We start from the raw sequence: 12,347 nt of genomic DNA, 5'->3' as shown, positions 1-12,347 counted from the left end.
GCGGGTGAGCGACGACCTGCTGCGCATCGAGGCCTTCTACGACGCGGTGCCGCGCCCGGTGGCCACGGCGCAGGAGGTGGGCCCACTGCGGCTGTTCGTGCGCGACGGCGCGGGTTGGCCGTTCTACGCGCGGCCCGGCCACCCTGCGGCCAGCGTGCGGCCGGACGACGTGCGCGCGGTGCTGAGCCGGCAGCAGGAGCTGGGCGTGCCGCAGGCGCTGGAGTGGGTGCACGAGCTCACGCCGTCGCTCACGGGCGCGGCCGAGCAGGCGGGGCTGGCGGTGCAGCGATGCCCGCTCCTCGTCCTGGACGTCGACGCCTTGGCCGGGGCGGCGGACGCCCTCGCCGCGCCGGCCGGCGTCCGGGTGGCGGTGGCCGGCCCCGACGATCTCGACCTCGGCCCGGCCGAGGCGGTGGCGTCCGTGGCCTTCGGCGCAGGCCACGGCACCGCGGTCGGGGACGCAGGACCAGCCGAGCGCGACGCGGCGGCCGCCGAGGCCGATCCGGTGCGCCTGCTGTCGACGCGCGAGGGGATGCGCCAGGGCCGGCAGGCGCGAGTGGTGGCCCGCAGCGACGAGGGTCCGGTGGGCGTCGGCGGCATGCAGACGGCGGCCGGCGTCGCCGAGCTGGTGGGCATCGCCACGCTGCCCACCGCGCGCCGCCGGGGGATCGCCGCGGCTGTGACGGTCGCGCTGGCGCGCCACGCGCTCGACCGCGGGCACCGCACGGTCTTCTTGTCAGCCCAGGACGACGACGTGGCCCGGGTCTACGAGCGCGTGGGCTTTCGACGTCGGGCCACGGCCTGCATCGCGGAGCCCCCCTCCCCGTCGTGATCATGCACGTCAGCGCACCACTGACGTGACGACCCTCACCGTCGCTCGACGTTCCCTCGCCGGTTACTCGCCGGTACGGTTCCAACCGAGCCCCGAGGAGGACGCCGTGCCCGAGCCCGCTGCCCGCCCTGAGCGCGACCGCCCCTGGGTCATGCGCACGTACGCCGGCCACTCCAACGCGGCCGCGTCGAACGCGTTGTACCGGCGCAACCTCGCCAAGGGGCAGACGGGCCTGTCGATCGCGTTCGACCTGCCGACCCAGACCGGCTACGACTCCGACCACGAGCTCGCCCGGGGCGAGGTCGGCAAGGTCGGTGTGCCGATCTGTCACCTCGGCGACATGCGCCAGCTGTTCGACGGCATCCCGCTGGCGACGATGAACACCTCCATGACCATCAACGCCACCGCGATGTGGCTGCTCGCGCTCTACCAGGTGACGGCGGAGGAGCAGGCGTCGGCAGAGGGTGGGGACGCTGAGCAGGCGGTTCGGGCGCTCACGGGCACCACCCAGAACGACATCATCAAGGAGTACCTGTCGCGCGGGACGTACGCGTTCCCGCCCGGGCCGAGCCTGCGGCTCACGACCGACACCATCGCCCACACGGTGCAGCACATGCCGAAGTGGAACCCGATCAACATCTGCAGCTACCACCTGCAGGAGGCCGGGGCCACGCCGGTGCAGGAGATCGCCTTCGCGATGTCGACGGCGATCGCCGTCCTCGACGCCGTGCGCGACAGCGGGCAGGTGCCACCCGAGCGCTTCCCCGACGTCGTCGCGCGCATCTCGTTCTTCGTCAACGCCGGGGTGCGGTTCGTCGAGGAGATGTGCAAGATGCGCGCTTTCGTCGAGCTGTGGGACGAGCTGACGCGCGAACGCTACGGCGTCGCGGACCCCAAGGCACGACGGTTCCGCTACGGCGTGCAGGTGAACTCCCTCGGGCTCACCGAGGCGCAGCCGGAGAACAACGTGCAGCGGATCGTGCTCGAGATGCTGGCCGTGACACTGAGCAAGGACGCCCGCGCCCGGGCCGTCCAGCTGCCGGCGTGGAACGAGGCGCTGGGGCTGCCGCGGCCCTGGGACCAGCAGTGGTCGCTGCGGATCCAGCAGGTGCTCGCCTACGAGTCCGACCTGCTGGAGTACGACGACCTGTTCGCGGGCAGCGCCGTGGTGGAGGCGAAGGTCGCCGAGCTGGTGAGTGGAGCGCGCGCCGAGATGGCGAAGGTCGCCGAGCTCGGTGGCGCCGTCGCGGCCGTCGAGTCCGGCTACATGAAGTCGGCGCTGGTGGCGTCCCACGCGGCCCGTCGGGCGCGCATCGAGTCGGGGGAGGACGTCGTCGTCGGCGTCAACCGCTTCGCGACCACCGAGCCGAACCCGCTCACCGCCGACCTCGACACCGCGATCCAGACGGTCGACCCGCAGGTCGAGCACGAGGCCGCGTCGGCTGTGAAGGAGTGGCGCGAGCAGCGGGACGCCGACCCCGAGCGGCGCGAGGCTGCGACCCTTGCGCTGCAACGACTTCGAGCGGATGCCGCCACGGACGCAAACCTCTTCGAGGCGACCCTCGCGTGTGCGCGAGCCGGGGTGACGACAGGGGAGTGGAGCGCGGCGCTACGCGAGCAGTTCGGCGAGTACCGCGCCCCCACCGGCGTCGGGGGCTCGGTCGGGGTCGCACAGGTGTCCGAGGACCTCGCCCGGGTGCGCGAGGCCGTGCGCGCCACCGGCGAGCAGCTCGGCGGCCGGCTGCGGCTGCTGGTGGGCAAGCCTGGCCTGGACGGTCACAGCAACGGCGCCGAGCAGGTGGCGGTGCGGGCGCGCGACGCGGGCTTCGAGGTGATCTACCAGGGCATCCGGCTGACGCCGTCGCAGATCGTCGCCGCAGCGGTGGCCGAGGACGTGCACTGCGTCGGGCTGTCGGTGCTGTCGGGCTCGCACATGGAGCTGGTGCCCTCGGTGCTCGACGGACTGAAGGAGGCAGGGGCCGGGGACATCCCGGTCGTCGTGGGCGGGATCATCCCCGAGTCCGACGAGCGCAGGCTGCGCGCGCTCGGTGTCGCGAAGGTGTTCACTCCCAAGGACTTCGGACTCACGCAGATGCTCGGCGAGATCGTCGAAGTGATCCGCGCGTCCCGAGGGCTCGCGCCGACGCGCTGAGCCGGCCCCGCACGCCGTCACGGTGTGCGGGGCCGTTGCCCGCCCGGTCAGCGCGCGAGGACCAGGAGCAGCAAGCCGGTGATGACCAGGGAGATCAGGATCGAGCCCAGGCAGCCGACGCGGTTGGAGAAGAAGAAGAACATCCGGCCTCAGTGATCGGTGACGTCATGGGCGTCATAGGCGTCCCGGCTGCCCGACTTGGCGAGGCCCCGGGCGACCATGTAGCCGATGGTCAGGTAGGTCACGAGCTGCAGCGCGCGCGAGGCGCTGAAGGGGTCGGCGCTGCCGTGGCCGTCGTCACCGACGACCAGAGACGTGATCACGACGGCCAGCACGGCCAGGACGTAGGCGATCAGCTCGCTGGTCTTCGTCGAGCTCTTGGTCTCGGTGGTCAGTCGTCGGGTCCGGCCGGTGGTGGCGGGCTCGGCATGGGTATGCGACATCGGGGTTCTCCAGGGTGGTGTGCGAGTACTCGGGGGAACTCCCACAAGTAGGGGCGCTTCGCGGACGAAGGCCTGGGCCGCCTCGTAGTGGCCAGCGGGGCGCGGTGCGCTTGTCGCCTGCCCAGCGTCCCCCGTCAACGGTCGCTCCGCCACCCGAAGGCTGAGCGAGCGGTCGCTACCGTGAAGGGGTGAGCGACCTCCAGTGCCCCGCCACCGTGCTCGTGATGCGGCACGGGCAGAGCGAGGGGAACGTCAGCCGCCGCCTGTCCGCCGCCGAGCCCGGAGCCCCGCTCACCGAACGGGGTCGCCAGCAGGCGAAGGATGCCGCCACCGCGTTGGCCGGGCGGAACGTGGCACGCGTGTACTGCAGCCCGCTGCTCCGGGCGCAGCAGACGGCCGGTGTGCTCGCGGAAGCCTTGGGCACCGGCGAACCCGTGGTGCTGCAGGGGATGCGTGAGTTCGACCTCGGAGATCTCGAAGGCAGCGACACCGACGCCGACTGGGCGCGCGTCGACGCCGTCTTCGACGCGTGGCTCGACGGCGACCTCGCGGCCGCGCTGCCTGGCGCGGAGTCGGGCGGGCACGTCGTCGCCCGGGTGCGCGACGCGCTCGACGAGGTGGCCGACCTGCACCGCGGCGAGACCGTGGTGGTCGTGAGCCACGGAGGGGCGATGTCGCTGGCGCTGCCCTGGCTCGCCCACAACGTGCGCAACGACCGGGCCCGCGGCGCGGGGATCGCGAACTGCGCGGTGGTGGAGCTGTCGGGCGACAGCGAGGGCTGGCGGCTCGTGTCGTGGCCCCCCCGCACCCCACAGCTCGGCACCTCGCCGTACCCCGGCGACCTGGTCGAGCTGCTGGGCCGGGCGGACGCCGACCGCAATCTCGCGCCACCGAGCGGTCACTGGCCCGACGGCGCTGCCTTCGAGACGGTCGCGGGTGTGGCGTGCGCTCACCTGCCACTGCCCTACGCCTGGGCCACCCAGGCGTCGCTGGCCGGCCTCGGGGCTGCCGCTGACGCGCCGCCGGCCGGGGTGGTCGCCGCTGTCACCGGGTGGCTTCAGCAGCACTCGCCCGACGCCTGGCACCTGGTGGTTGACCAGCAGCAGGTGGACGGCGTCGCGGCTGCCACCGGTCTGGTCGAGCAGCTCCGCCACGGAGTGTGGCTGTGCGACGCGGCCCCGGAAGTGCCTGTGCCGCAAGGGGAGACGAGCGAGCCTGTGTTGGATCGACCCCGGGACGTGGCGGAGTTCCTGACGGTCTTCGGCGCCGATCTCGGGCCCGTGGTCGAGGGCCAGCTCGACTTGCCTGACCGCGAGTTCGTCGTCGTGCGACACGAGGGCCGGGCCATCGGCTGCGCGCGCCTGCGAGACCTCGCGGGTACGACGTACGTCGGTGGCGTCACCGTCGTGCCCGAGCTGCGGGGCCGCAGGTGGGGCCGCGCGGTGTCGGCACTGGCGACCCGGCGGGCGCTCGAGCGCTCGCCGCTCGCGTGGCTGCACTGCGACGACACGGTGAGCCCCCTCTACTCCCGGCTCGGGTACCGCCGCGTCACGACGCACGTGCACCTCGGACCAGCACGCCGGTAAGGGGTTTGCGGCTCGCCACGGCGGGTAGGCAGGCGGTCACAGCGCGACGGTGGCGAGCCGTCGACACGACGAGGGAGCAGCATGCTGTCGGTGCAGGTGCGCGACATCATGACCACGTCGGTCATCTGCGCCGCCGCCGACGAACCCGTCGCCGCTGCCGCGCAGCGCATGCGGGACCTCGACATCGGTGCGCTGCCAGTGCGCGGGCACGACGACGTGCTGAGCGGCGTGGTCACTGACCGCGACCTCGTGTTGCGTGTGCTGGCGGAGGGAGCCGACCCCTGCCACGTCACGGTCGGCGGCATCGTCCAGGACGGCGTCGTGACAGTGTCTGCCGACGCCGAGATCGCGGACGCCGCCCGGCTGATGGGCCAGCACCGGATCCGCAGGTTGGTCGTGGTGAGCGGTCGCTGGGTGGTCGGGATCCTGAGCCAAGGCGATCTCGCACGAGCCCTGCCGGAGGCGGTGGCGGGCGCGTTGGCCGAGGCGGTGTCGGCCTGAACCCGTTGGCGTTCAGTCGGTGTGGGGCAGCTGCTCGAGAGAGCGGAGCGTGTCGACGTACCCGCCCAGCTCGGACTTGAGGTACTCGCGGAAGCCGTGCAGATCGGCCTCGAGCTCGGCGAGTCGCCGGTCGGCTTCGGTGACGGCGTCCGGGCCGGAGTGCTGCGGGTGCCAGCTCACCTCGACCGACACCGTGGTCGGCCCCGCGGGCGGTCCCATGAGACGCACCGTCGTGCGGGGGCGGCCGGGCCCGTCATCGCGCCAGGCGACCAGGCGCCGGGGAACGTTGTCGGTGGTCTCGACCTCGAGCGTGCACCGCTCGCCGTCGCGCTCGACCACCCAGCGGCTCCAGGTGCCGTCGAGCTCCTCGACCTCGAGCACACCGGCAAGGAACCGCGGGTACAGGTACCGCTGGTTCCATACGTGGTAGGCATCCTCCGGCGGGGATGCGACGTGCAGGTCCGCCCCAACGCTCACACGTGCCATGGACGAGAACCGTCCCTTCTGTCCATCCGGCAGCATGCCACGACGTCGTCGAGAGCGCCGGGCCCAAGGTCCCCCCTGGGACGGCGACGGCCTCGGGCGAAGATCGCCTTGCCGGAGCAGGTCCTGCAGCGTATACCTGAAGGGGTCGGACATTCCCGGCTCCCCGAGCGCTGAAGAAGCCAGGCGTTCACACCTCACCGAACGGTCTTTTCGGAGGACGTGTGCGTACCTTGCTGCTGCGATCTGGATCGGCGTTGCTCGCGACGCACGACTGCGTGGGATCACCGCGTCCGCTGCTGGCGGTGCTGCGTGCGCGGTTGGCCCAGCTGCACGGCCCACGCGAGGTGTCGACGCTGACGCTCACTCACGACGCCATGGGGCAGGGGCCGACTCACTCGTTGCGCCAGGACGTCGCCGCGCTGGCGCCGCTGGTGGCCGAGCGGTCCGCCGGTTGCGATCTCGTGCACGCGCTGGACCTGCCGTCGGCCGCCACGGCCCTGGCGGCCCGGCGCAGCACCGGCGTGCCAGTGGTGGTGCACGACCAGCCGGCGGCGCGTGAGTCGGCGTCGCACGCCCGCGGCAGCCGAGCCGCGTGGTCCGCGGTGCTGCGCGCCGCGGACGGCGTCGTGGTGCCGACCACCCAGGACGCCCGGGCGGCACGAGCAGCGGGCGTGCCGTCCGGGTGCGTCACCGTCTGCGCGTCCGCGGCCCTCGTGGCTGGCGCGCAGTGCGACGACCCCGCGGCGGATCCCGCTCCGTCCAGCGCGGACGCCTACCTGCTCGGGCTGTCCGGCGTTCCGGAGCTGGCGTCGGTACGGGCCGGGCTCGTCGCGGCGCTGGACGCCGACCGATCGCTGCGCATCGTGCTCGCGGGCTGCGCCGACGACGGCGACCAGGACCGCCGGCGAGACCTGGTGGGGCGAGCCGAGAGCCGTGGCGTGGCCGACCGCATGGACCTGCGTGACGTGCTGCCCTCGGTCGAGATGCTCGACCTGGTCGACGGTTCAGCGGCCGTCGTCGCGACGCGCAGCGACCCCTCGTCCGCGTTGTCGGCGCTGGTGGCCATGCACCGTGCCCGCCCGGTGGTGGGCGTGCGCAGCGTGTCGGCCGAGGACGTCCTGGTCGAGGGCGTCACCGGCCGGCTGGTCGACGCGCAGGATCCGGCCTCGCTGGCCCGCGCGCTGGTGCATACCGCGTCAGACCCGTTCCGCCGCCTGTCGTGGGGCCTGGCGGGCCTCGACCGGGTGTCGTCGCGCTACGACCGCGAGGTGGTCATGGCCTCGATCCTGCAGGCCCACGAACGGGCCGTCGAGCACGCCGCCTGAGCCTGACCGGCGGTTGGACGCATGATCTAGCGGCGGGCGGGCAGTGTCGCTGTCATGGAGCACAGCAACGACGACATCGCCGCGTCCTCAGCGCAGGAGGTGGACGTCGCCCGCAGTCAGGACGTCAAGGCGGTGCTGCAGCGGATCGTCGACGAGCTCGGCCCTCGCCTCGCCGACGAACCACCGGCCATCGTGCGCGAGCGGCTGGTGGCGGCCATCGCGGACGCCGGGTTGGACGAGCAGCCCGCGCCGTGGGTCGAGAGCGCGGTAGCCGAGCTGTCGGGCGGGCGGGGGCTGGTGATGGACGCGCGGTACGAGACCGACCGGCAGCGTCCGGGCCCGAGCGACCCCGAGTCGCAGCGCTGAGCGCACCGGCCGTCACCTGTTGTGGGACTTCGTCCCTTGTGTTCCAATGACCTCACGTGGTCAAGCAGGCGCGCCACACTGGTTCTCGAGTGCCAGGAGGCTGTCATGACGACCACACCAGAGTCGCTTGACCTGCGCAGCGCGTCGCAGGTGGACGAGCTCGCCAGCGCCTACGCCGAGCGGCTGTCGTGCATCCGCCGGGCCGCAGACGACGAGGAGCTCGCGCGCAACGCCCAGCGGATCAGCCGCCTGGAGGCGCAGTGCCGGGCGCAGCGGCGTCCGCGACAGGTCGTGGTGACGACCGCCCGCGTGGACTCCTCGCTGTACCTGGGCTGAGGCCCACCCCGTCCCTGCTGCGCTGTCAGGTCCTCGCGCGCAGTCGCCGGGGCAGCAGCCACCACGACGCACCCAGTGCGAGCAGCAGGAGCAGGCCGGCCACGGCACCGGACCACCCGCCGAGCACCACCGTGAAGACCAGGGTGACGACGCCGCTGACGGTCACGCCGAGCGCCCCGAGGCCGGCGCGGGCGAGCCGGTCGGCCGCGCGCACGAGGGTGTCCTTGGCGTGCCGGCGGAACAGCGCGCGGTGCAGCACCACCGGTGTCACCAGCAGCAGCGTCGACACGCACGCCACCACCACGGTGACGAGGTACAGGGTGCGCGTCGTCGCGCCGAGCTGGGTGAACCGCTGCTGGAACGGCAGCGTCAGCAGGAAGCCGGCCAGGATCTGCACTCCGGTCTGGCTGACCCGCAGCTCCTGGAGCAGCTCGTTCCAGTTGCGGTCCATGCGCTCGTCGTGCGACTCGCCGCGGTCGTCACGGCGCCGTGGGCCGTTGTCGGTCATGTGGCCGAACGTACCCCGGCCCGGCGCCGGCCATGCACGCGTTCAGAAGAGCCGGGAGCCGACGTCGTCCAACCCGCGCAGGGCCGCGTAGTCCAGGGTGACGCAGCGGATTCCCCGGTCGGTCGCGAGAGTGCGCGCCTGCGGCTTGATCTCCTGGGCCGCGAAGACGCCGGTCACCGGGGCCAGCAGAGGGTCGCGGTTCATGAGCTCGAGGTAACGGGTCAGCTGCTCGACGCCGTCGATCTCGCCGCGACGCTTGATCTCGACGGCGACCGCGCCACCCGAGCCGTCGCGGCACAGGATGTCGACCGGCCCGATCGCCGTCATGTACTCGCGCCGCACGAGCGTGTAGCCCTCGCCCAGCGTGTGGATCTGCTCGGCGAGCAGCCGCTGCAGGTGCGCCTCGACGCCGTCCTTGACCAGACCCGGGTCGATGCCCAGCTCGTGCGCCGAGTCGTGCAGCACCTCGTGGATCCGAATCTGCAGGGAGTCGCCGGTCTTGGTGTGCTGCACGGTCCACAGCAGCTCGACGCCCTGGGTGCGATCGGTCTGCGACGGCTCCCCGACTGCGAGCGTGCACGGCGGGCTCATCCAGTTGAGCGGCTTGTACGAGCCGCCGTCGGAGTGCACCAGCACGCTGCCGTCGGCCTTGACCAGCAGCAGCCGCGTCGCGAGCGGAAGGTGGGCGGTGAGGCGGCCGACGTAGTCGACCGAGCAGCGGGCGATGACCAGGCGCACCGGGGCAGCCTAGCCTCCGTCAGCGGTCGTCCTCGAAGTACCGCACCGAGGCGCGGACGACGACCCGCGGCACCGGGGCCGTTCCCGGGACGCCGCTCGCGGTGCGATCCGGGCCCTGCAGGGCGCGGCGGTAGGCCTCGACGTCACCCTCGACCGGCACCGACGGGTCGTAGGGCAGCGCACTCACCCCCGGCGGGTCGCGGCGCACCGTGACGGTGACCGACAGCTCCTGGGGCAGGTCACGCGTGCGGTAGTAGCTGCCAGTGCGCGTCGTGAGCAGGTAGCTGGCGCCTGCGTCGGCCGGCTGCGTCATCTCGTTCCGGGACCCGGCCTGGGCCCACCCGTCGTGCCGCAGCGCCGCGTCGAGCCGCCCGGCCACCGAGGCGACGTCCGGCGCGGCGGGGCGCAGGACGAGCGAGTCGGTCAGCTCGCAGCGCAGGGTGTAGCCGTCGTGGATCTTCCAGTTGTTCTGCCCGTGCTCGCACTGGTCGAAGCGCACGCGGGCCAGCTCGGTGCCGGGCACGTCGCGCAGCACGTCGGCCGTCAAGGCGCTGAGCGCGCCGCGTGCCGTCGACCGGGCCGTCACGACGTCGCGGTCGGTCGGCTCGGCCTGCGGCCGCAGGCCGTCCCAGCCGCCGGAGAACGCCCACACGAACAGGCCGAACGCGGCGAGCGCCGCGAGGAGCAGGACGATCAGCAGCACCAGCACCACGGTGACCCAGCGCGGCAGTCGCCGCCGGCCGGCGTCCCGGTCGGGCCGGGTCTGCCCGGGACTCGTCATCGGGACAGCATGGCCCACGCGAGGTGGGTGGTGTACGTCACGAGGTGTGGGAGTGAGGTCCGCGCTCTGCGAGGATGCTCTGGGCAGCGCCGCCGAACGAGGCGGACGACTGCGACGGAACGTCACGACGGCACGTCAAGACGACCCGTCAAGACGACATGGACAGACGACATGGACAGACGACGCGGAGGCACGGACGCGATGGCGCGTGAGCTGAGCACGATCGGTGTGGTGGGACTCGGCACGATGGGCGCTGGGATCGTCGAGGTCTTCGCGCGCAACGGCCTGCGGGTCTGCGCGGTCGAGGTCGACGCGGCCGGCCTCGACCGCGGTCGCGCCCACCTCGAGCACTCCACCGCCCGGGCCGTGGCCCGCGGCAAGCTCACCGAGGCGGAGCAGGCCGAGCTCATCGGCCGCGTGCGGTTCGCCGGCAGCCTGGACGACCTCGCCGACTGCGACCTGGTGGTCGAGGCTGTGCCCGAGCACCTGGACCTCAAGCGCGAGATCTTCGGCAAGCTCGACTCGATCGTGCGGCCCGACACGATCCTGGCCACCAACACCTCCAGCCTGTCGGTGACCGAGATCTCGGTGTCGACGCACAACCCTCGGCGCGTCGTCGGCATGCACTTCTTCAACCCTGCACCCGTGCTGCGCTTCGTCGAGGTGATCCGCACGGTGGTCACCGAGGACGCCGTCGTCGAGGACGTCAAGGCGCTCGCCGCACGTCTCGGCAAGATGCCGGTGGTCGTCGGCGACAAGGCGGGCTTCATCGCCAACGCGCTGCTGTTCGGCTACCTCAACCACGCGGTGTCGATGTACGAGTCGCGCTACGCCACGCGCGAGGACATCGACGCCGCGATGCAGCTCGGCTGCGGCCTGCCGATGGGCCCGCTCGCGCTGATGGACCTGATCGGCCTCGACACCGCCTACGAGATCCTCGACACGATGTACAAGCAGGGGCGCGAGCGGCTGCACGCGCCCAGCCCGCTCATCAAGCAGATGGTCACCGCGGGTCTGAAGGGTCGCAAGAGCGGTCGCGGCTTCTACACCTACGCCGAGCCCGGCTCGAGCCAGGTCGTGGACGACGGCCTCACGCCCGCGGCCGAGGCCGGGGAGCACGAGGCCCTGCGTCCGGTGTCGCGCGTGGGTGTCGTGGGGTCGGGCACGATGGCCACCGGCATCATCGAGGTCTTCGCCAAGGGCGGCTACGACGTCGTCTTCGTGGCCCGGGGCAGCGAGAAGGTCGCGGCCGTGACCGCGGCGATCGGCAAGAGCCTGGAGAAGGCCGTGCAGCGCGGCAAGCTGTCGGACGACGATCGTCGGGCCGCGCTCGCCCGGGTCACCGGCTCGACCCGGTTGGAGGACCTCGCGTCGTGCGACCTCGTGGTCGAGGCGGTCGTCGAGGAGCTCAGCGTCAAGCAGGCGTTGTTCGAGAACCTCGACGAGATCTGCAAGCCGGGCGCCATCTTGGCGACGACCACGTCGTCGCTGCCGGTGGTCGAGTGCGCGGCGGCCACGCAGCGGGCACGCGACGTGGTGGGCATGCACTTCTTCAACCCGGCGCCCGTCATGAAGCTCGTCGAGGTCGTGCACACCGTCTCCACCGCCGACGACGTCGTCGCCACGGTCACCGACGTCTGCCGACGCCTCGGCAAGCATCCGGTCACCTGCGGTGACCGCGCCGGGTTCATCGTCAACGCGTTGCTGTTCCCGTACCTCAACGACGCCGTGAAGATGCTCGAGGCGCACTACGCAGGCGCCGACGACATCGACACCGCGATGAAGACCGGCTGCGGGTACCCGATGGGTCCGTTCGAGCTGCTCGATGTCGTGGGGCTCGACGTCTCGCTCGCGATCCAGCGCCAGCTCTACCTGGAGTTCCGCGAGCGCGGGTACGCGCCGGCGCCGTTGCTGGAGCAGCTCGTGACGGCCGGCTACCTCGGGCGCAAGGTCGGCCGCGGCTTCCGCACCTACGCTTGAGCTGTGCCTCGAGCCAACCGACGGCGTCGCGACCAGGTCGAGCTCGACCTCGGCCGCGCGCTGTCGGGCTCGGCGCGTCGGCAGGTCTCGTCGGACGGCGAGTGGTTCGTCCGGCCGGTGAGCGGCGCGGCGGCGGGCAAGTCCTACCGGTGCCCGGGCTGCGACCAGGAGGTGCGGGCCGGCGTCCCGCACGTCGTGGCGTGGCCGGCCGACGGCCCGCGCAGCGACGACGCCGCGCTGGGTGACCGGCGGCACTGGCACACGCCGTGCTGGGCGGCTCGCGAACGCCGCCGACCCGGGCGCTGACGTCCGG

Annotated in this window: 14 protein-coding genes; 9 read left to right on the top strand and 5 right to left on the bottom strand. The window is 72.5% G+C overall.

All coding sequences use genetic code 11. The annotated features are described in order from the left end of the window. The first annotated feature begins 4 nt into the window (after window positions 1-4). Entirely contained in the window at window positions 5-832 is an 828-nt protein-coding gene (locus ASD06_RS01090) for a GNAT family N-acetyltransferase (RefSeq protein ID WP_056672075.1), read from the top strand. 106 nt (window positions 833-938) lie between these two features. Then, window positions 939-2,984, top strand: a complete 2,046-nt coding sequence (locus ASD06_RS01085) for a protein meaA (RefSeq protein ID WP_082537630.1) — start codon at window positions 939-941, stop codon at window positions 2,982-2,984. Between the two features lie 149 nt (window positions 2,985-3,133). On the opposite strand, the gene ASD06_RS01080 is transcribed toward ASD06_RS01085, so the two are convergent. Next, complete coding sequence (locus ASD06_RS01080; protein WP_056672072.1) at window positions 3,134-3,427, bottom strand: hypothetical protein; 294 nt, start codon at window positions 3,425-3,427, stop codon at window positions 3,134-3,136. Between the two features lie 188 nt (window positions 3,428-3,615). On the opposite strand from ASD06_RS01080, the gene ASD06_RS01075 reads away from it, so the two are divergent. Next, window positions 3,616-5,013 carry a GNAT family N-acetyltransferase gene (locus tag ASD06_RS01075; protein WP_056672069.1) on the top strand — a complete coding sequence of 466 codons (1,398 nt, stop codon included), beginning with the start codon at window positions 3,616-3,618 and terminating at the stop codon, window positions 5,011-5,013. Window positions 5,014-5,094: 81 nt separating this feature from the next. Then, window positions 5,095-5,514: a CBS domain-containing protein gene (locus ASD06_RS01070; protein WP_056672062.1), complete on the top strand. Its 420-nt coding sequence runs from the start codon at window positions 5,095-5,097 to the stop codon at window positions 5,512-5,514. A 12-nt stretch (window positions 5,515-5,526) separates the two neighbouring features. On the opposite strand, the gene ASD06_RS01065 is transcribed toward ASD06_RS01070, so the two are convergent. After that, window positions 5,527-6,000: an SRPBCC family protein gene (locus tag ASD06_RS01065; protein ID WP_157371425.1), complete on the bottom strand. Its 474-nt coding sequence runs from the start codon at window positions 5,998-6,000 to the stop codon at window positions 5,527-5,529. Between the two features lie 275 nt (window positions 6,001-6,275). Between ASD06_RS01065 and ASD06_RS01060 the strand changes: the two genes are divergently transcribed. From ASD06_RS01060 to ASD06_RS01050, 3 genes are all read left to right on the top strand, one after another. Next, window positions 6,276-7,325: a glycosyltransferase gene (locus ASD06_RS01060; RefSeq protein ID WP_157371424.1), complete on the top strand. Its 1,050-nt coding sequence runs from the start codon at window positions 6,276-6,278 to the stop codon at window positions 7,323-7,325. A gap of 54 nt (window positions 7,326-7,379) precedes the next feature. After that, complete coding sequence (locus ASD06_RS01055) at window positions 7,380-7,691, top strand: hypothetical protein (protein ID WP_056672054.1); 312 nt, start codon at window positions 7,380-7,382, stop codon at window positions 7,689-7,691. A 105-nt stretch (window positions 7,692-7,796) separates the two neighbouring features. After that, window positions 7,797-8,027 carry a hypothetical protein gene (locus ASD06_RS01050; RefSeq protein ID WP_056672053.1) on the top strand — a complete coding sequence of 77 codons (231 nt, stop codon included), beginning with the start codon at window positions 7,797-7,799 and terminating at the stop codon, window positions 8,025-8,027. A gap of 25 nt (window positions 8,028-8,052) precedes the next feature. On the opposite strand, the gene ASD06_RS01045 is transcribed toward ASD06_RS01050, so the two are convergent. Genes ASD06_RS01045 through ASD06_RS01035 form a run of 3 tightly spaced genes read right to left on the bottom strand, consistent with a single transcriptional unit; the run spans window position 8,053 to window position 10,054 of the window. After that, window positions 8,053-8,535, bottom strand: coding sequence for a DUF6328 family protein (locus ASD06_RS01045; RefSeq protein WP_056672052.1), 483 nt, complete (start codon window positions 8,533-8,535; stop codon window positions 8,053-8,055). 42 nt (window positions 8,536-8,577) lie between these two features. Further along, a complete protein-coding gene (nucS, locus tag ASD06_RS01040; RefSeq protein ID WP_056672051.1) occupies window positions 8,578-9,273 on the bottom strand; it encodes an endonuclease NucS in 696 nt (231 codons plus the stop codon). Window positions 9,274-9,292: 19 nt separating this feature from the next. After that, complete coding sequence (locus ASD06_RS01035; RefSeq protein WP_056672048.1) at window positions 9,293-10,054, bottom strand: hypothetical protein; 762 nt, start codon at window positions 10,052-10,054, stop codon at window positions 9,293-9,295. A gap of 201 nt (window positions 10,055-10,255) precedes the next feature. Here ASD06_RS01035 and ASD06_RS01030 point away from each other — a divergent pair, with 201 nt between their 5' ends. Together ASD06_RS01030 and ASD06_RS01025 are read left to right on the top strand one after the other, a co-directional pair. Next, window positions 10,256-12,034 carry a 3-hydroxyacyl-CoA dehydrogenase family protein gene (locus ASD06_RS01030; protein WP_056672045.1) on the top strand — a complete coding sequence of 593 codons (1,779 nt, stop codon included), beginning with the start codon at window positions 10,256-10,258 and terminating at the stop codon, window positions 12,032-12,034. A gap of 3 nt (window positions 12,035-12,037) precedes the next feature. Next, window positions 12,038-12,340, top strand: a complete 303-nt coding sequence (locus tag ASD06_RS01025) for a hypothetical protein (protein WP_056672043.1) — start codon at window positions 12,038-12,040, stop codon at window positions 12,338-12,340. Window positions 12,341-12,347: the final 7 nt, after the last annotated feature.

It is taken from the genome of Angustibacter sp. Root456 (assembly GCF_001426435.1).
Classification (GTDB): Bacteria; Actinomycetota; Actinomycetes; order Actinomycetales; family Angustibacteraceae; genus Angustibacter.
Note: the sequence above shows the minus strand (reverse complement) of the source record. Positions and strands in the feature narration are given on the sequence as shown.